Below are 17,526 nucleotides of genomic sequence, written 5' to 3'. Positions count from 1 at the left end.
TTACGTACAGCCCAAAATTTTGTTGACCAAATTAAGTTAGTGTAAGTTGACCGCACTACGGCTGCCAGGGATTCCGCGGCTATGGGGACGCTACAGCCTGAGCGACGGGCTTCCGACTCGATTTGAAGCCACGAAAAATCCGTGTCTTCAAAGTCGCCCGTGCTGTAAACTAGCTGAATCGCTAGTTAACATCACCTTCACGGCCGGCTCCATCCCTGGCCGCCTTCGGCTCTGATAGTTCGCAACCAAAACAGTCGTTGAAAGTTTGGTAACTTTCAATTAAAAATGGCACTGACAACCTCTGAAGTTCAGACGATGTCAGTGCCATTAAATTTGTGATGAGCACAGGTGTGATTGATAGATTAACGAAAAGGTTCGGTACTTAAGGAACTCAACAAGCGCCATGGTAGCGCACAATCGTAGCCGGAGGAAGCCAAGGACGTAGCCAGCTGTGTCGACGGTGTTGGTCGGGGTATTTTCCCGGCCTACAGCGTGGGACGACCTTGGAGACACGTGAACTTCGTGGCTTCAAGTCGAGGTGGAAGCCTTGAACTTTAGGCTGGAACCGACCCCATAGCAGGCGCAGTCCTTGGCAGCCGCAGGCGAACCAATTTACGCTAACCCTAATGGTGCATCTTGAATTCCAGGTAACGGTCGTTGTAGAGTTCGACGATGTTTGGTGCCAAGTCGCGGTAGACCTGTAGGTGGTCAATCGTCTTTTGATCCGGATAGAACTCCTGATCATCACGCACCGACTTCGGTAGTAAGGCCTTGGCCTTCTTGTTCGGTGTGGCGTAACCGATGTATTCTGCGTTTTGGGCGGCGTTCTTCGGTTCGCTCATAAAGTTGAGGAAGGCGTAGATGGCGTTGTAGTGCTGCGCCGTCTTGGGGATGACCAGGTTGTCGAACCACAGGTTGCTACCTTCGCGCGGCACAACGTAGTGGAGGTGACTATTGCCGGCCAGCATTTCGGCCGCCTCACCCGACCAGTCCACGGCCAATGGCGCTTCGTCTTGAATCATGTACATCTTGATTTCGTCGGCGACCACAGCTTTAACGTTGGGGGCCAGCGTGTTCAAACGCTTTTCAGCGGCCAGTAGCGTCTGCGGATCAGTCGTGTTCATCGACTTGTGTAGCGTGACTAGTGACATGCCCATGATGTCTCTGGCCGAGTCAATCAGCATGATCTTGTCGCGGAACTTCGGTGACCACAAGTCATCCCAGTGTTGGACCTCACTAGCCTTGACCATTTTGTCGTTGTAGACGATACCCAGCGTGCCCCAGAAATACGGCATGGAGTAACGGTTACCGCGGTCGAACGGTTGATTGAGAAATTGTTGATCGAAGTTGCCCCAACCGGTCAGCCGGCTCTTATCCAGCGGCTGTAGCAGGTGGGCGCGTTTCATCTTCGAGACCATGTACTCGCTCGGTACGGCCAAGTCGTAGTGGGTGCCGCCTTGATTGATCTTGGTGTACATAGCTTCATTGCTGTCGAAGGTTTCGACGTTCACGTGGTAGCCCGTTTCCTTTTGAAATTTGGTTAGGAGGTTGGGGTCAATGTAATCACCCCAATTGTACAGGTTAAGTACCTTACTGCCAGTGCTTCCACTGGATTTCTCCAGTGACTGGCTGGTGTAGGCTAGGAGACCACAGACGGCGAGTAACCCGATGATTAAACTGAGTAAGCGTTTCATGAGGCCACCTCCCGCTTGCGGTGCTTACGTTTCTGGCTGGCCTGTTGAATCCAATAGTAGCCACCGACCAGTAACAGTGAGAAGAGGAACATGACGCCGGACAGTGCGTTGATCTCCAGGTTGATGCCTTGGCGAGCCCGGGAGTAAATTTCTACGGACAGCGTCGAGAAGCCGTTTCCCGTGACGAAGAAGGTGACCGCGAAGTCATCTAACGAGTACGTCAGCGCCATGAAGAAGCCGGCGAAGATGCCGGGGGAAATGAAGGGGACGATGACCTGCGTCAAAAGCTGGCGGGTCGTTGCGCCCAGGTCTTCCGCGGCGTCCAGCATGGAAGAGGACATTTCTCGCAGTCGGGGGAGCACCATCAGGACCACAATGGGAATCTCAAAGGCAATGTGGCTCATCAGAACCGACCCGAAGCCCAGTGGAATCTTTAGCATCGTGAAGAAAATCAGGAAGCTGGCCCCGATGATGACGTCGGGGGAGACCATCAGGACGTTGTTGAGCGTCAGGAGGGATTCGCGCGTCACCCGTTTGGTCGTCCGGTTGATGCCTAGTGCCCCCAACGTGCCAATTAAAGTTGCGATCAACGATGACAGTAAGGCAACTAACAGCGTGTTGGCAACGATGGCCAACATCCGCGCGTCACTGAACAACGTTTGGTAGTGCCGCCACGTGAAGCCGTGGTAGTTGGTCATCGTTTCACCCTGGCTGAAGGAGTAGACGATCAGAAAGACGATGGGGGCGTACAACACGGCAAAAACTAAAATCAGGTAGCCATTCGCTAATTTTTTACTCATCGTGGAGCGCCTCCCTTCGGCTTTTTATCGCCGGTCAAGGTCATGACGATGATCATCGCGACGATTAGGATGACGCCAATCGTGGAGCCCATGCCCCAGTTCATGGTGGTTAAGAAATGTTCCTCGATTGCGGTTCCCAGCGTGATGACCTTGTTGCCGCCAATCAGACGAGTCAACATGAAGAGGGAGAGCGAGGGGATGAAGACGGCTTGCACGCCGGCCTTGACCCCGGGAAGCGTCAACGGAAAAATGACGCGGCGGAATGTTTGCCAATTGCTGGCACCAAGGTCACGACTGGCATTGACGAAGGCCGGGTTCAAATCGTCGATCGAGTTATAAATTGGCAAAATCATAAATGGAATCTGAATGTAAGTCGCGACGAAGATGAAGCTGGCGTTGGTGAACAGAATCTGCTGCGGGCCAATGCCGATGAAGGTCAAAAATTGGTTCGCCAGACCGGCCTGACTAAAAATACCGATGAAGGCGTAGGCCTTGAGCAAAATGTTGATCCACGTAGGCAGGATGACCAGCAGTAGCCAAAATTGACGGTGTTTGAGCTGGTGCAAGAAGTACGCCGTGGGGTAGCTGATGAGTCCGGTGAAGAGGGTAATCAGAAAGGCATACCACACGGAGTTCAGCGTCATTTTAAGATAAGTTGCGGATTGAAAATAAGTGCTGTAGTTTCCTAGTGTGAAGTGGTGGCCGAGGTCAAAGAACGATTGGTAAATGATCAGTGCGACCGGGGCGATGACAAATAACGCTAGCCACAGGCCGTAGGGGATGAAGTACAGCCAAGTTCTACGTTTCGTCACTGCTCTCATCCTCCTCCCCCTCGTAGGTTTCCAGGCGGGCGTCGAATTCGGCTTCCTTTTCGCCGAAGCGCATGACGTGGAGGTCTTGTGGCCGGAAGGTAATGCCGACGCTCTGACCGTCTTCGGCCGGGTTGACGGAATGAATCAGCCAGTCGTTGCCAAGGTCATCGGTCGCCGCGATTTCGTAGTAGTCCCCGCGAAATAGTTGGGTGTCGATGGTCACGATGAGCTTGGCGTTAGCGGGTTCGGTCAATGTGAGGTCTTCGGGCCGAATCACGATTTCGACGGCTTCGTTCGCAGGAATTCCGGCGTCGGCACATTCAAACCGAAGGCCACCGAAGGCCACTTGGAAGTCGTCGAGCATTTTACCGGGCAAAATGTTGCTTTCCCCAATGAAGTCCGCAACAAAATGGTTGATGGGCTCATCGTAAATATCGACGGGCGTGCCACTCTGGAGGACTTCTCCCTGGTTCATAACGAAGATTTCATCGCTCATGGCCAAGGCTTCTTCCTGGTCGTGGGTGACGAACAGGAAGGTGATGCCCAACCGCTGCTGCAGGTCGCGGAGTTCATATTGCATTTCGCGGCGCAACTTGGCGTCCAGGGCGGACAACGGTTCGTCGAGCAGCAAGACTTTCGGCTGCATGACGATGGCGCGGGCAATGGCGATACGTTGTTGTTGGCCCCCAGACAGCGCGCTGATCTCACGGTCGCCGTAGTCGGCGAGCTGAACCAGTTTGAGAGCGTTGGCAACGCGGGTGGCGATTTCTTTCTTTGGGGTCTTTTTAAGTGTCAGACCGAAGGCAACGTTCTCCGCCACGGTCAGGTGAGGGAACAGCGCGTAGTCTTGGAAGACGGTGTTGACGTTGCGTTTGTTGGCAGGAACGTCGTTGATTCGTTTACCGGCGAACAGGACATCGCCCGTAGTCGCGTCGGTAAAGCCAGCGATGGTTCGTAGGATGGTCGTTTTACCGCAGCCTGACGGTCCGAGCAGCGTGTAAAATTTGCCGGACTCTAGCGTGAGGTCAATATTCTTTAAAATGGTCGCGTCGCCGTAACGCTTGGTGACGTGGTGAAGCGCAATGATAGGTTGAGTCATCAGGCTACCTCCTCTGGGTAATAAATTTAGTTGTAAATTGGGTTGCCGGAGCTGGTTAATGTTGGGCTCGTAATTTTACATATAGTGACCAGCGCGCATGGTTTTTCTATCGAAGGTTCCGTTGCTTTTCGTCCATACTGGCATGCCGCATTGAATTGCAGCCGGTATTGGTCGACGATTAACATAACGGACATTTTACAACTCAAGACGCAGTCATATTTCCATCGTAAAATCCGAAAATTAGTCGTCAATTTTCGTGGTTTTGAAATGCGACATGACTTGTTGCAACTCCATTGATTATAGCGGGTTTAGCGGCAAAAAGAAATGAAAAAAGATGACGAACATCACAGATGATTAAGGTAGGAAATTAACTGTGAAAGGTTAGCAAATTAACTGGCTAAAAATGGGCACTTTGATTAGCAAAGTAACGCGTTTATTAATTAAAATCTGATTAGAATATTGACCATCTTTAATGTAGAATAGAATTTAATTCAGAAAAGTAGTCTATGTGTTGGTGGCGGGACCAGTATTCTTGTGGCTGGCGTACCAATTTGTGTGGCGACGCGGTTTGAAGCACTATACGATTTCGGCAGGATAGGAGTGAGCAGATGAAGACAAATAAAATTATGGTTGTGAGTGGGGTGACTGGCGGCGGCAAGGCTACTTTGGTTGCGGCCCTGGTGCAGGCTTTGGCAGAAATGAGGGATTAGCTTGGAAATGGGATTGAATTCGGATCAATTTGACCTGATTCGCGCGGGCAGTAAGACCATCGAGATTCGGTTAAATGACGACAAACGACGAAGCCTACAGGTGGGCGATGTGATTACCTTTCGTAACGTGGTGGACGAGACATTGCGGCTGGACAAACGCGTAAAGAGCCTACGTCAGTTTGCGACCTTTGCCGAGTTGTATAGTCAGTATTCGCCAATCAGTGTGGGTAGTGCACCAACGGCTGATGTTGCCCAGATGGTCGCTGACACGTATACCATTTACACCCCAGAGCAAGAGCAGCGGTGGGGCGTGGTGGCGATTGAGATTTAGAAAAAAATAGATTAAAAAAGCCATGTTCGCGCTGAACATGGCTTTTGTGCATTCAAGTTAACTGAAGACGTATTTCCAAAGAACGGTGGCCGCAATCGCACCGGCAATTGGCGCCACGATAGGGACCCAGGCGTAACCGAATTGCGAGCTCCCCTTGTATTCGAAGGGCCAGATGGCGTGGAGAATCCGGGGGGCAATGTCCCGTGCAGGGTTCAGAGCAGGACCAGTGGCACCACCAAGGGAGACCACTAGGCACATGACCAGGAAGCCCAGTCCAATAAAGTCGGCCCGGGAATCGACCTTGTCGGCGGTCATGGCAACGGCGCCCAGAACCAGTAAGAAGGTCCCGAGAAATTCGTTGACGAACCCGTTGAGACTACTGCCGGCGGCGTCAATCGTGGAAAAGGTTCCCAGAATGGCTTCGGCATCGGTCGTGCGGTCATAGTAAGGCTTGTAGGCGATAACGACGGCTAATTGACCGACAAAAGCACCTAGCAGTTGGGCGATTATGTAAGGCAGAACTTCTTGCCAGGGGAAGTTACCGACGACAGCGGCACCAATCGTCATGGCCGGATTGATTTGTGCGCCAGAAATGGTGGCGAACATCAAGGCTGGAATCATGACCCCAATCCCGTACCCAAAACCAATGAGGACCCAGCCCCCTTGATAGCCTTTGGTTCCCTTTAACTCAACGTTGGCAACGGAACCGTTACCTAGACCGACCATGATGGCTGTCCCAACAAATTCGGCAACACACCGAATAAATAATGAATAATGCATAATTTCAACTCCACTATAATTTCTGTCATTGTTAGTTTAGCCACCAGATAGCTAGCGAGCCTAAAAAACAACAGTATTACAATCGTACGCCACTAGTATCCCGTTTTCATTATTATTTTCAATTTAAGCCATAATTGATGGAAACTATCAGAAAATGCTTGCAAATCAAAAGAGCCCGTTAAGTTTCGACGGACTCTAGCAGAATCGAATTTAAAAGCGCCGTTCCAAGACGAACGCGCGGCCATAGGTTTGAGGCGTAATCTGCAGAAAGTCGAGGGACTCGTAGAACTTGCGGGTCCGTTCCTAGGGGTCGGTGATGAGGACCGTCTGGCCGACATTCTGATAGTGGTCGAGCATCTTTTTCATGAGGGTCGTCCCGACATGCTTTTTCTGATAGGCCGGGCCCACGAGCAGATCCTGGATGTACAAAATGGTGTGGCCATCCGTAACGCCACGAATCAAGCCAACAAGGTGGTCGTCCACTGTCGCCCAGAGGACGGTGGAGTTGGCAAGCGCGTCCAGGGTATTCTGGGGATGCTGCAGGTAGGCCGACCAGTCGACGCTGCGATAGAGGTCTAAAATTTCTTGATCGGCGACTGGTGCGGTTTTAGTAAAGCTGTAGGTTATCATGGCGTTCTCCTTTAAAATTAGTTGAAATTTGGAGTGAGTCGCCGGGACCAACGTTTGACCATCTGAATGCCCCCTTAGTGACCAATGCTCGCGGTTAAGCAACTACGAGGTAATCATGTTAGGAACCATTATACGCCAAAGCTATAGTCATATAGGGATACTTAGAAAAAAGCTGGTTAAATGATCTTAGAAAACTTGGCGATTATTAAAACCACTTAGAAATTTTAAGGCAAGTCAGTTAGTCCTGTCCATGTAAATATAGCTAGGGTAAATCTTTCAGAAACTGCTGTCGCACTGCATCTGACGTCGTATTGGCTTCACCCAAATGAATCCAGGTTGTGCGTTGGGGGTCGATCCCGATATCCGTAAAAACACGATTGATAAGGTTGCCTTGAATCGGATCACCCGATTCGTTTTTTAAGTAACTTTTGGTTATCGTAGCCGTCGTAATGACAGTTGCCTTTTGAATGTAGGTCAATAAGCCATGCCGGCGTTTCACTATAAGCAAAATCTTTCAGCATGACTTTGTCAAAAAAGTCTTTGAGTTCTGCGGGAATTTGATGCCACCAAATCGGCGTAATGAAAATCAGTTCATTGGATTGACTGATCAGTTGTTGATAGTGTTTTACCAGCTGATAGGGCGTCTCACCGCGGCTGAATAATTGTAGTTCTTCTTTAGAAAAACGGGGATTGAAGTCGTCTTGGTAGAGATCAATCGCGTGGTAGGCCTGGTTAGTTTGAGTAAAATAGTCGGTTAGTCGCGTCAGAATATCGTGGTTAAGGCTGCCCTCGTAGGGATGAGCGTAGATGATAGTTTTCATGAATGATTCCTCCTTCGAGTTGATAGATTGAGTCTATGATACAATCAACGTGTAAACAAGTACGCAAATTAAAGTGCGGTACTAACCCAAAGGAGAGTGTCATGGCAGACATTGATTACATCAAAGAAAATCGTCTACAGTCTACAGGATTTGCTTACACCTTGCGGCTGATTGGCGGTAAGTATAAAATGCAGGCACTCTATGCCATCCAGTTAAGTCACCAGCCACTACGCTACAATGCGCTCAAGCGGCTATTGGTTCCAATCTCGTTCAAGACATTGACCAATACCTTGCGAGAACTTGAAGCCGATGGACTAGTTCATCGCGAAGAGTATCCCCAGATTCCGCCCAAAGTTGAATATAGTTTAACTCCACTAGGTGAGTCTTTGATCCCTGTAATGGAAGATATTTGTAGCTGGGGTGAACAGCAGATGACAAACGAGACAGAGAGCCTTTAACCGGATCGGAATATAATCTGAGTAGTAAACCTTCGAGTTCAGTGAGTACAGAGCTGGCGGTTGGCTGATAGATTTACAAAATTTGTTTTTGGGATACCCAGGGGATGATGGTACAAGATTTTCTCAGGGGTCAGATTATTTGTCGAACAAGGGCGTAGAGAATCGGTTGGCGTCAATAGATATAAATAGAGAGTGAGCTAATTTCTCAGCCTACTCTCTATTTATATCTGTTACTATCGGTTAATTTAGTTTAGAAGCAAATGCCGTTGTGATGCGTTATCAATGGACCCTACCGGATTTGAACCGACGACCTCCTGCATGCGAAGCAGGCGCTCTCCCAACTGAGCTAAGGGCCCAAAACTTACCCATTAAGTATAGCACGTTCGCGTGAAATGTTAATGGGTAAGTTGGTTAGTTTACGAACGACGGCGACTGTGAATCAAGTGTTGCCAAATGTTTTCACTGTCGGTTTGGAGCATGAGTCGCTGGTACTGCCGGCCAATGTAGAGGGCGAACAGACCGATCGCGACTAACAGAATCACCAGTGAGCTAATCTGTTCGCCAAGCCCCGCCGTGCCGTTGATGATGCGCATCGGCATGAAGTATGACGAGAAGAAGGGCACGTAGGACAGAATCTTCACAAGTACTGCGTCCAAATTGTTCTGGAAGGGCAGGGCAATGAAGAAACCAGCCATACTTAGCATGATAACCGGTTGAGCGGCCTTAGAAGCGTCTTCGGCCTTCGCAACCAGCGCACCACTGTAGGCGGCGAGAATGGTGTAGATGATTACACCTAACAGGACATAGAGCAGGTTCAGATTAAATAAATTGTGGAAGATGCCCTTGACCAAGGTCTGATTGGCCAGCACGAGTTTCTTGATCCCCGAATTTTGCATGGCGATGGTGTAGCCTAGCCAGCCCCCGCAAATGTAGATGACGATTTGCGTCACAATAACCAACAGGATTCCTGTGATTTTGCCAATGAAGTAGCTGGTGGCCGTGGTACTTGAGAAAATGATCTCCATAATCTTGGTCCCTTTATCAGACGCGATTTCCTGTGCTGCGATGGTGGAGTAAGTGATTAAGATAATGTAGATCATGGTGATTAACACCCAGAAGGAGAGCGTCTTAACGAGATTGCTCGTACCGGTTTTAGCTGCAATGTGTTGCTTCAGAACCGGTGTCTGGGCGAGGGCCTGTTGTTGCTTGGGTGTTAGTTTGGCCGTTTGGTAGTTCTTGAGCTGTTGATACTGCATCAAAAAGTTTTGGACTTTTGCCTTAAGGCCGCTGTCCATGGCCGTGCTCCCATGGTAGTCGCCGCGGAGTTGCGTACCGCTGGCGTCCAGGGTGAGGTAACCGGCAAGGTGGTTGGCCTTCACGGCTTTTTTGGCCTTGGTTGTCGTGGTGATCTTGGTATTGATACCCGACGGATGTTGTTGCAGGTAGCTCTTACGCAGGACCGCCGAGTCGCTGATAACGGCTACCTGATGGCTACTGCTACTGCTGTTGGCACTGATATAGCTAATCCCGATAGTCAGGGCAATCATCAAAAATGGTCCCAGTACCATGAACAGAAAGCTCCAAGACTTGATCTGGCGCAAGTAGGTTTCAAATGTCACAATCCAGGTTTTAGACATGTTCTTCACCTACTTTCAAACGGAAAATCTCATCTAGAGTTGGCGGCTGTTGGCTGAATTCCTCGATGTAGTGACCCTGCGTGAGGGCGTCGAAAATCGCTGGACCGGCACTGGCGTCAGTCAGATGAAGGACGTAACGGTGGTTGTGGCGGTCAGTCACGCTGCCAACGCCGGCAAGCGCCTGAAGTTGTTCAGCGGTCCAATCGGTCGTGACGAAGAGTTCCGTCTTGCCAAATTGGTCGCGCACATCGTCGAGGGTGCCGTGCAAGACTACGTCGCCCTTACGCAGCATGACGAGTTGGTCGCACAACGCCGTAACGTGTTCCATGTCGTGGCTAGAGAAGATGATGGCGGCGCCCCGGTCTTTAGCCGCCAGGACGGCCTGTTTTAAGAGGTCGGCGTTGACTGGGTCGAGGCCGCTGAATGGTTCGTCCAGGATCAACAGGTCGGGTTGATGAATCAAGGTACAGATGAGTTGGACCTTTTGCTGGTTCCCCTTAGAAAGGTCATTGATCTTACTTTTCCGGGTGCCCTTAACGGCGAATCGTTCCAGCCAATCGTCGATCTGTGGTCGAATGACCTTAGCTGGTTGCCCCTTCAGTCGTGCTAGGTAAATGATTTGCTGTTCAATGGTCAATTTCGTCATCAGACTACGTTCCTCAGGCAGGTAGCCGATGTGATCAAAGTCACTGGCGGACAGAGTGTGACCCTGCCACTGAATGCTGCCACCGTAATCAATAAAGTTTAAAATACTGTGGAAGGTCGTGGACTTACCGGCCCCATTTTGGCCGATCAAGCCCATAATCTGGCCATTAGGGACGTCAAAACTCACATCGTTTAGCGCCTTAACCGGGCCAAATTCCTTACTGATATGTTGAATGCTTAGCATGGCAATTCTCCTATCACGTTGATATTCCTCATTATACGCGAACATGGTAGTGAAACTAAAGATGGCTCGGTACTTTGTAAGGTTAATGTCATGTTGGGTACTAGGTCCACTTGGAAGACGAGAGACAAAAACTGCCGGTCAAGGCAAAGGGGCCTGATCGGTAGTTTGATTTATTTTTTAACTGGTTGAGCGTCGCTGTTGACCTGGGCTTGCACACGATCCGTGACGCGACCGGGCCGCATATTGAAGAGAATGTTGAGGAGCACGGCAGAGAAGCTCCCAATGACGACCCCGTTGTTCATGATGATTTGAACGGATTGGGGGAGGGCTTGGAAAATCTGCGGGTAGACCGTGACGCCAAGGCCAAGGCCAATGGAAATGGCGGAGACCAGCAAATTGTTGTTGTCCTTGAAGTCGACCTGTTGGAGCATCCGAATGCCTTGCACGCCGACCATCCCAAACATGACGATCATGGCGCCACCCAAGACGGCGTTGGGGATGACCGTGGCTAATGCCCCAATTTTGGGTAGGAGGCCCAGCAGCATTAAGAATAGGGCTGAGAAATAAAGCGGCTTACGGGTCTTCACACCGGACAATTGGACGACCCCAACGTTTTCGGAGAAGGTGGAGTAGGGGAACGTGTTGAAGAGGCCGCCGAGGATGACGGCGATACCTTCCGCTCGGTAGCCGCGCTTCAAGTCCTGGGCCTCAATCTTGTGACCCGTGATTTCTCCCAAGGCGAAGAAGACGCCGGTCGATTCCACCATGGTCGTCAGTGAGACCAGAATCATGGTCAGGATGGACGACCATTCGAACTTGGGTGTACCGAAGTAGAAGAATTGGGGCAAATGAAACCAGCTGGCCTGGCCCACGGCCTTTAGCGATACCATGCCGAGTGCACTGGCAATCAGCGTGCCAATCAAAATGCCGGCTAGAATCGCCAACGACTTCAAGAAGCCCTTGGCAAAGGCGTTGAGGCCGAGGATGATACCCATGGTCAGGAAACCAACCAGTAACATCTTGGGATCACCGAAGTTCTTGGCCGTCGCGTCGCCACCCCCGAGGTCCTGAAACCCCACGGGAATCAGCGTGAAACCAATGATCGTGATTAACGACCCGGTCACTACCGGCGGGAAGAAGTGCTTGATTTTCGAGAACCAACCAGAGATGAGAAACACAAAGATGCCGGCACTAATGATGGCACCATACATCACACCAACCCCGTATTGATTTCCGATGGCGCTCAATGGCGTCACGGCTTGAACCGCACACCCGAGCACCACGGGAAGACCGATCCCGGTCAACGGCGTTCGTTTCAACTGTAGAAGGGTTGCAACCCCACACATAAAGATATCCGCACTGATCAAGTAGGCCATTTGCATGGCGTTAAAATGAAGTGCGCCCCCAATCAGTAAGGGGACAATGACATCACCAGAATACATGGCTAATAAATGCTGAAACCCGAGAATGGCCGCGCGCCACATGGGAAGCGACGGCGTGTTATCTGATGATGAAGCTGATGTTGCGGACTTTGTGGACTGCAAGAAAAGGTCCTCCTTCTCGTGATGTCCATACGCCGCCAAGGTAATTTTTTGAAAACAAAAAGCTCCCTTTGCAAAAAGAGAGCTACTGAAACCTTTACCGACGAACTCTTTTCATCGGCAAAAAGAGTTTCGTCCTCAATTTGCTTATAGTCCAGAGTTTACGGCTCTGGGTAGAAACTCGCCAACCTTATCTTGGCATTATATAGGCAATCACTTATTTTTTTAATTGGAATGTCACTTACTTTACCACTGTGAAATGAAAATGACAACACGGTCGGTCATTTCTTGATTTTGTGCCAAAGTGATTTGAAAAGACCGTTGAACCAGGTCAACAGTGGGCCCCAGTCGGCCAAACCGCCCGATGAACTATACTTCTTGGGATGGATGTGCGGCCCGGGGATATAGACTTTGTCGGAATCTTCCTTTTTTGACATTTCGTTTCATCCTCTCCGAATTCTAACTAAATTGTACCGCAACTTAGGGTACAATGTGGGTACCCAATTATTTTTTGGTAGGATTGGTTAAAAATGGCCGCACTCCGGTTGCCAGGGATTCCGCCTGCTGTGGGGACGCTTCAGCCTGAGGAGCGGGCTTCTCGCTCGATTTGAAGCCACGCAAAATGCACGTGTCTTCAAAGTCGCCCATGGGGTAGGCTAGCAAAGGACGCCAGCCAACGCCATTTGCACGGCCGGCTACATCCCTGGCCTCCTCCGGCTCTAATTGATTTTGTCAATTAAATGAGTGTTATTTACGACAAATAAGACGAGACTTCATATGAAGTTTGCCGTAATCGTATAGTGTTATTGTGTGTGGTCAAAGGACTACTATGTAAGCCGACCGGTAAGGTGAAGGACACACAAGTTTGCTCAATCGTAGGCGTGATATTAAAAAATAAATTTAAACCATGAAAGAAGCTGGATAAATCGTGAAGAAAATTTTAGCCATTCATACTGGCGGTACCATTTCCATGTCGCAAAATGATCAGGGGAAAGTTGTCCCCAACGCCAAGAACCCGATTGCTCAAGAAGAAACCATTTTGGCCGGGCGGGTGCAGTTGATCACCGATGAAATGTTCAACTTACCCTCACCGCACATGACGCCGGTGGAAATGCTGAAGATTAAGCAGCGCATCGACCAGGCCGAGAAAGACGGCATCGATGGCGTAGTCATTACCCACGGGACGGATACGTTGGAAGAAACGGCTTATTTCCTGGACCTGACGTTGCCCAACACCATTCCCGTTGTCGTGACGGGGGCTATGCGCTCGTCTAACGAGGTTGGAACCGATGGCTTATACAACTTCCGTTCCGCCATTGAAGTGGCCGCAGACGACGCTTCTCGCGGTAATGGCGCCATGGTCGTCATGAACGATGAGATTCACACGGCCCGTTACGTGACCAAGACGCATACGACCAACGTGGCCACGTTCCGCACGCCAACTTTTGGCCCCATCGGGATCGTGGCGAAGGACCACGCCGTTTATTTCCAGAAATTGATCAACCAGGATACCTGTGACATTGATCACGTCATCGACCACGTTTACCTGATTAAGGCGTATGCTGGGATGGATGGGAGTTTGTTCGATTTCCTCGATAACGACCAGACGGCAGGGGTCGTCATCGAAGGCCTGGGCGCGGGAAATTTGCCACCACAAACGCTGCCCGCAATTCAACGCCTATTAGACCGGCAGATTCCTTTAGTTCTGGTGTCGCGGTGTTATAATGGCGTCGCCGAAGACATTTATGACTATCAGGGTGGTGGAATCGAACTGCGGAAGATGGGCCTAATGCTGTGCCAAGGATTGAACGGGCAAAAAGCGCGAATCAAGCTTCTGGTCGGCCTCAGCGCCGGTCTGCAGGGCGACGACTTGAAACAGTTTTTAAGCACCGCTGTTTCTTAATGGGATGACAACTGCCTTGACGGGCTATTTCGGTCAATATATGGTAAGATTTTCAGATAAGATAAAGGGGGTCGTCATGTGAATTCAATTGTGAATGATTTAAACCGGGCATTGGCCCAGCAGTTACTGGTCAACGTTTACCAAACGAACCAAGAGGTCGTGTACACCGGCTACGTGACGACGGTCAGCGATACTGGCATTATCCTTGCCACGTATGATGACTACGGATTGCCAGACGGTGCGGTTTTCCTGGCACTGGACGTGATCGATGAAGTCGAGTTCTCCAGCGATGATCTCGACAACATGGTGTTTCGGATTCAGACCGCGAAGGATGAGGCCTTTGTCAAGGCGGGCGGCTTAACGCTCCACTTTGACGAACGGCGGGACCTACGGCGTCAGGTGCTGAGCCACGCTTGGGTCGATCATCTGGTCGTTATGTTAGTCATGGCCAACGATGAGCACTTTTACGAAGGTCTAGTCACGGCGGTCGCTGCTGATCAGATTACCGTGCAGTTGTTAAATAAGTTCGATTATAGTGACCAACCAGAGCTCAAATTGAAGCCGGACGATATCCAGGTCTTGGAATTCCAAGGTCAGGAGTTGACGCTTCAAGGCATTGCGGCGACCCGGTTACAGCGGCTCAAGCACGTTGAACCCGTCAACGTCGAAGACCAGGAGCAGATTCCAGACACCTTGCAGCAATTGGCGGGTAAGGATCCGCTCGTTGCCCTGGTGCCCGAACAGGATCAGGACCTATTCTTCGTCGGTCGGATCAACGTGGTGACGGACGATGCGGTCATCATGAATCTAGTCGATATGACTGGTCAATTCGGTGGGTACACAGTAATGCGTTTGGCCGAGATTCACGCGGTGGTGATCGAATCGGATTACCTACAAACGATGCGGCTATTCTCACTGCTTAATCGGTCGCGTCAACATCAGATTCAACCGGTTCTAAACGATGAACGTCTATTCGACCCAACGGTGGACCAATTTACCGCAAGGTTGACCCAGGCGGCAACCTTCCGGACGATTATTCGGCTGAAACTTCACGACGGCAGCAATCAGCTGGGGTATCCCAGTCAGGTCGGCGGTGAACGGTTCATTTTCCATGAGGTTGAAGATAATCAATTGGATCAAGTGGGCCAGGTATACCGAATTACCGATGTTGATGAAATTGCGTTTGGCTACTTGGACGCCTACCTCGTTGAACGTCAATTGCGAGTTGAAGGCGACCTATAGTCGTTGAATTGGAATCCGGGTCTTTACCGGGTTCCTACATAAGGAGTTGACAAGATGCAGTGGCACAAGCTTCCGCGCTGGGTCCGCGACACCCTTTCTGTCGTGGGCGCGATGTCCGTTTTGTTGATCGTCTATAATGGCTTCTTTGATAAACACCCAAACTGGGCCTTAGTGCCACTCCAAATCGTGTTGGCACTGGTCGCTGTCGGGGCGTGGAGTTACTTCAGCTACCGTAGTCAGGCCAAACGTAAATTAGCCGAACAGGCAAAGGCGGCGGCCGCCAAGCAACGGGCTGTCGAACAGGAACAACAACGAATCGCTGCCGAGAAACAGGCAGCAGCGACACGTGAGAAAAACTTAGAACGGAATCAAGCGCACCAACAGCGACGCAGATAGGAGGGAAACGGATGGCGACGAGTGAATTGAAATTTTGTCCACACTGTGGTGCGGCGGTCACGCCAAGCGATACCGTTTGCCCCCAGTGCCAGACGGACTTAACGCCGTATCGGCAACCGAGTGCGCCAGCTAAGTCTTCGCAGAAATTGAACTTATCTTCGTTGTACGCCAATCCGTACCGCGAGGGGATGAAACGGCTACATGACCGTGACGGGGACTCAGCGCCCAAGAAGCGGTGGCATTGGCCGTGGTCAAAGGAGTAATCACATGGCAGAGTTTACGGTTTTGCGGGGTGACATCACCCTGAGTCAGGTCGACGCCATCGTTAATGCGGCCAACACGACGCTCTTAGGTGGCGGCGGTGTCGACGGCGCGATTCATCGGGCGGCAGGCCCCGAGTTATTTGAGGCGTGTGTGCCGTTTAACGGTTGTCCAACTGGAGAGGCCAGAATCACGCCGGGGTTTAAGTTGCCCGCAAAATGGGTGATCCATACGCCAGGTCCCGTTTGGCATGGTGGCCAGGAACACGAGGCCGAAATGTTGGCGAACTGTTACCGCAACAGTCTGAAGGTTGCGATGGACCATGACTGCCGAACGGTCGATTTTCCGTCGATCAGTACCGGCGTGTATGGCTATCCGCTAGACGAAGCGGCAGCCGTTGCGACGCAGACGATTGCGACCGTCTTGGGCCACACGACCACGCTGGAACGAGTCCGATTGGTGGCATTCGATGACGCGACAGCTACGGCCTACAGAACGGCATGGGCGAACTTGGTGGATTAGAAGAGAGTGTGACAAGGGGCGGTTATCAAGCTTAAGTCAGCTACCTGTTGTCGCCCATAGAAGCTTAAAAGACACAAAAGAGGCCATGACGTTGGTCATGACCTCCCACAAGGGCCTGGGAAATTATTCTCAGGTCCCGTTGTTCGTTAAGGCTTGGTGGAGATATAACTCTTCAGGGAACTTTGTTCGTCACTGGTGGGATCTACCTCACCGGTCTTGATCGCGTGGAACCGTTCAACGGAAACCCGCGACCCAAACGCCATTTCACCGTCAGTTTTGTCGTATTTCTTTTGGTAGGCGATGATTGCTTCAGCCAAATCACTTAATTCTTGACTCATTTAATATCCCTCCAAATGGTAAATCCTAATGACTGCTTAAGTTCATTATACTAAACTTTTCTAAAAGCGGTGAAATTAGTCCCGATATCTGGAAATTTTTTCCGATTTTACTTGATGAACGGCGGAAAATTGCGTAAACTAATATCCAATATGATAATTGGCGCGCTGACTGTTAAATTTCTTTAGCGTAATTGTTAACACAATTTTTTATTTCTGTTACCGTTTTGTGATAGTAAACGGTTAAGCTAGTTGTTAGGTTTAGTCGTTAAGCTAATTAGTGAGGTGACAGGATGAATTTGAAACGCGTTATTGGGACTCTGATAGCCGCCGTGATATCATTAGCAGTGATTAGTGGCCTGTCGTGGTTTACAATGGGGAAGAGAACTATCACCCAATCAAATACTCAGCCACGAATCGTGAAGTCAGCGACTCGTGTGCATCCGCACCCAGCATCAGCGGAATAACTTGCGGAATCTATTTCCGCCCCGAAGTCGGGCAACCGGCTGTTTCACTTAATCGATGGTAATCATAATGATTACATGACTACAGTCACTTGTAGTTTATCAAGCAGGAAGTCAGGTCAGCCTTTGGGCTGGCCTGATTTTCTTAGTGCCTTTAGGCCCAGTTGAGCACGCTAAAGCGTGCGAAACAAAAAACCACCC

At 50.4% G+C, this 17,526-nt stretch carries 19 protein-coding genes, 1 tRNA gene and 1 riboswitch; of the genes, 7 read left to right on the top strand and 13 right to left on the bottom strand.

The window, feature by feature from the left end:
* Positions 1-623: 623 nt before the first annotated feature.
* The 4 genes from FC99_RS08780 to FC99_RS08765 are packed head-to-tail and all read right to left on the bottom strand — an operon-like array spanning position 624 to position 4,405.
* Positions 624-1,694: an ABC transporter substrate-binding protein gene (locus FC99_RS08780; RefSeq protein ID WP_048735045.1), complete on the bottom strand. Its 1,071-nt coding sequence runs from the start codon at positions 1,692-1,694 to the stop codon at positions 624-626.
* Positions 1,691-2,494, bottom strand: a complete 804-nt coding sequence (locus FC99_RS08775; RefSeq protein WP_048735047.1) for an ABC transporter permease — start codon at positions 2,492-2,494, stop codon at positions 1,691-1,693. Before FC99_RS08775 ends, FC99_RS08780 begins: the two co-directional genes overlap by 4 nt.
* A complete protein-coding gene (locus FC99_RS08770; protein ID WP_048735050.1) occupies positions 2,491-3,315 on the bottom strand; it encodes an ABC transporter permease in 825 nt (274 codons plus the stop codon). The genes FC99_RS08775 and FC99_RS08770 overlap by 4 nt, the downstream gene beginning before the upstream one ends.
* The gene (locus FC99_RS08765; protein ID WP_048735052.1) at positions 3,293-4,405 is read right to left on the bottom strand and encodes an ABC transporter ATP-binding protein; all 1,113 of its coding nucleotides are present in this window, start codon (positions 4,403-4,405) and stop codon (positions 3,293-3,295) included. The genes FC99_RS08770 and FC99_RS08765 overlap by 23 nt, the downstream gene beginning before the upstream one ends.
* A 711-nt stretch (positions 4,406-5,116) precedes the next feature.
* Here FC99_RS08765 and FC99_RS08760 point away from each other — a divergent pair.
* Positions 5,117-5,446, top strand: coding sequence for an ASCH domain-containing protein (locus tag FC99_RS08760; RefSeq protein WP_048735055.1), 330 nt, complete (start codon positions 5,117-5,119; stop codon positions 5,444-5,446).
* Between the two features lie 57 nt (positions 5,447-5,503).
* Here the strand turns inward: FC99_RS08760 and FC99_RS08755 are convergent, their stop codons facing one another.
* From FC99_RS08755 to FC99_RS08745, 3 genes are all read right to left on the bottom strand, one after another.
* Positions 5,504-6,226 (bottom strand): MIP/aquaporin family protein, encoded by a 723-nt coding sequence (locus FC99_RS08755; RefSeq protein WP_048735057.1) that lies wholly within the window; start codon positions 6,224-6,226, stop codon positions 5,504-5,506.
* Between the two features lie 303 nt (positions 6,227-6,529).
* Positions 6,530-6,856, bottom strand: coding sequence for a GNAT family N-acetyltransferase (locus FC99_RS08750; protein WP_048735059.1), 327 nt, complete (start codon positions 6,854-6,856; stop codon positions 6,530-6,532).
* Between the two features lie 401 nt (positions 6,857-7,257).
* The gene (locus tag FC99_RS08745) at positions 7,258-7,677 is read right to left on the bottom strand and encodes an NAD(P)H-dependent oxidoreductase (RefSeq protein WP_235805901.1); all 420 of its coding nucleotides are present in this window, start codon (positions 7,675-7,677) and stop codon (positions 7,258-7,260) included.
* Between the two features lie 101 nt (positions 7,678-7,778).
* On the opposite strand from FC99_RS08745, the gene FC99_RS08740 reads away from it, so the two are divergent.
* Positions 7,779-8,135 carry a winged helix-turn-helix transcriptional regulator gene (locus tag FC99_RS08740; RefSeq protein WP_048735062.1) on the top strand — a complete coding sequence of 119 codons (357 nt, stop codon included), beginning with the start codon at positions 7,779-7,781 and terminating at the stop codon, positions 8,133-8,135.
* Between the two features lie 283 nt (positions 8,136-8,418).
* On the opposite strand, the gene FC99_RS08735 is transcribed toward FC99_RS08740, so the two are convergent.
* The 5 genes from FC99_RS08735 to FC99_RS13865 form a co-directional block, all read right to left on the bottom strand.
* Positions 8,419-8,491: transfer RNA gene (locus tag FC99_RS08735), tRNA-Ala, on the bottom strand.
* Positions 8,492-8,551: 60 nt separating this feature from the next.
* A complete protein-coding gene (locus tag FC99_RS08730; protein WP_048735064.1) occupies positions 8,552-9,772 on the bottom strand; it encodes an ABC transporter permease in 1,221 nt (406 codons plus the stop codon).
* Positions 9,765-10,661 carry an ABC transporter ATP-binding protein gene (locus FC99_RS08725; RefSeq protein WP_048735067.1) on the bottom strand — a complete coding sequence of 299 codons (897 nt, stop codon included), beginning with the start codon at positions 10,659-10,661 and terminating at the stop codon, positions 9,765-9,767. Before FC99_RS08725 ends, FC99_RS08730 begins: the two co-directional genes overlap by 8 nt.
* A 170-nt stretch (positions 10,662-10,831) precedes the next feature.
* Positions 10,832-12,145, bottom strand: coding sequence for a nucleobase:cation symporter-2 family protein (locus FC99_RS08720; protein ID WP_048736374.1), 1,314 nt, complete (start codon positions 12,143-12,145; stop codon positions 10,832-10,834).
* A gap of 187 nt (positions 12,146-12,332) precedes the next feature.
* Positions 12,333-12,431: riboswitch (purine riboswitch) on the bottom strand.
* Between the two features lie 52 nt (positions 12,432-12,483).
* A complete protein-coding gene (locus FC99_RS13865) occupies positions 12,484-12,639 on the bottom strand; it encodes a hypothetical protein (RefSeq protein WP_156166934.1) in 156 nt (51 codons plus the stop codon).
* Positions 12,640-13,127: 488 nt separating this feature from the next.
* On the opposite strand from FC99_RS13865, the gene FC99_RS08715 reads away from it, so the two are divergent.
* The 5 genes from FC99_RS08715 (at position 13,128) to FC99_RS08695 (ending at position 16,526) form a co-directional block, all read left to right on the top strand.
* Entirely contained in the window at positions 13,128-14,105 is a 978-nt protein-coding gene (locus FC99_RS08715) for an asparaginase (protein WP_275452968.1), read from the top strand.
* A gap of 78 nt (positions 14,106-14,183) precedes the next feature.
* A complete protein-coding gene (locus tag FC99_RS08710; protein WP_048735071.1) occupies positions 14,184-15,347 on the top strand; it encodes a hypothetical protein in 1,164 nt (387 codons plus the stop codon).
* A gap of 54 nt (positions 15,348-15,401) precedes the next feature.
* The gene (locus FC99_RS08705; RefSeq protein ID WP_048735074.1) at positions 15,402-15,743 is read left to right on the top strand and encodes a hypothetical protein; all 342 of its coding nucleotides are present in this window, start codon (positions 15,402-15,404) and stop codon (positions 15,741-15,743) included.
* Between the two features lie 11 nt (positions 15,744-15,754).
* Complete coding sequence (locus FC99_RS08700; RefSeq protein ID WP_048735076.1) at positions 15,755-16,006, top strand: zinc ribbon domain-containing protein; 252 nt, start codon at positions 15,755-15,757, stop codon at positions 16,004-16,006.
* 4 nt (positions 16,007-16,010) lie between these two features.
* Entirely contained in the window at positions 16,011-16,526 is a 516-nt protein-coding gene (locus tag FC99_RS08695) for an O-acetyl-ADP-ribose deacetylase (RefSeq protein ID WP_048735078.1), read from the top strand.
* A gap of 146 nt (positions 16,527-16,672) precedes the next feature.
* Here the strand turns inward: FC99_RS08695 and FC99_RS08690 are convergent, their stop codons facing one another.
* A complete protein-coding gene (locus FC99_RS08690) occupies positions 16,673-16,864 on the bottom strand; it encodes an LBP_cg2779 family protein (protein ID WP_048735080.1) in 192 nt (63 codons plus the stop codon).
* Positions 16,865-17,526: the final 662 nt, after the last annotated feature.

Origin of the sequence: Levilactobacillus koreensis JCM 16448, from assembly GCF_001435525.1 — a bacterium.
In the GTDB taxonomy this organism is placed as follows: domain Bacteria; phylum Bacillota; class Bacilli; order Lactobacillales; family Lactobacillaceae; genus Levilactobacillus; species Levilactobacillus koreensis.
Note: the sequence above shows the minus strand (reverse complement) of the source record. Positions and strands in the feature narration are given on the sequence as shown.

What these genes read in the sequence shown, in the direction of transcription:
- FC99_RS08780 (WP_048735045.1), bottom strand. Translation starts at nt 1,694, where the DNA reads ATGAAACGCTTACTCAGTTTAATCATCGGGTTACTCGCCGTCTGTGGT.
- FC99_RS08775 (WP_048735047.1), bottom strand. Translation starts at nt 2,494, where the DNA reads ATGAGTAAAAAATTAGCGAATGGCTACCTGATTTTAGTTTTTGCCGTG.
- FC99_RS08770 (WP_048735050.1), bottom strand. Translation starts at nt 3,315, where the DNA reads ATGAGAGCAGTGACGAAACGTAGAACTTGGCTGTACTTCATCCCCTAC.
- FC99_RS08765 (WP_048735052.1), bottom strand. Translation starts at nt 4,405, where the DNA reads ATGACTCAACCTATCATTGCGCTTCACCACGTCACCAAGCGTTACGGC.
- FC99_RS08755 (WP_048735057.1), bottom strand. Translation starts at nt 6,226, where the DNA reads ATGCATTATTCATTATTTATTCGGTGTGTTGCCGAATTTGTTGGGACA.
- FC99_RS08750 (WP_048735059.1), bottom strand. Translation starts at nt 6,856, where the DNA reads ATGATAACCTACAGCTTTACTAAAACCGCACCAGTCGCCGATCAAGAA.
- FC99_RS08745 (WP_235805901.1), bottom strand. Translation starts at nt 7,677, where the DNA reads ATGAAAACTATCATCTACGCTCATCCCTACGAGGGCAGCCTTAACCAC.
- FC99_RS08740 (WP_048735062.1), top strand. Translation starts at nt 7,779, where the DNA reads ATGGCAGACATTGATTACATCAAAGAAAATCGTCTACAGTCTACAGGA.
- FC99_RS08730 (WP_048735064.1), bottom strand. Translation starts at nt 9,772, where the DNA reads ATGTCTAAAACCTGGATTGTGACATTTGAAACCTACTTGCGCCAGATC.
- FC99_RS08725 (WP_048735067.1), bottom strand. Translation starts at nt 10,661, where the DNA reads ATGCTAAGCATTCAACATATCAGTAAGGAATTTGGCCCGGTTAAGGCG.
- FC99_RS08720 (WP_048736374.1), bottom strand. Translation starts at nt 12,145, where the DNA reads ATGTGGCGCGCGGCCATTCTCGGGTTTCAGCATTTATTAGCCATGTAT.
- FC99_RS13865 (WP_156166934.1), bottom strand. Translation starts at nt 12,639, where the DNA reads ATGTCAAAAAAGGAAGATTCCGACAAAGTCTATATCCCCGGGCCGCAC.
- FC99_RS08705 (WP_048735074.1), top strand. Translation starts at nt 15,402, where the DNA reads ATGCAGTGGCACAAGCTTCCGCGCTGGGTCCGCGACACCCTTTCTGTC.
- FC99_RS08700 (WP_048735076.1), top strand. Translation starts at nt 15,755, where the DNA reads ATGGCGACGAGTGAATTGAAATTTTGTCCACACTGTGGTGCGGCGGTC.
- FC99_RS08695 (WP_048735078.1), top strand. Translation starts at nt 16,011, where the DNA reads ATGGCAGAGTTTACGGTTTTGCGGGGTGACATCACCCTGAGTCAGGTC.
- FC99_RS08690 (WP_048735080.1), bottom strand. Translation starts at nt 16,864, where the DNA reads ATGAGTCAAGAATTAAGTGATTTGGCTGAAGCAATCATCGCCTACCAA.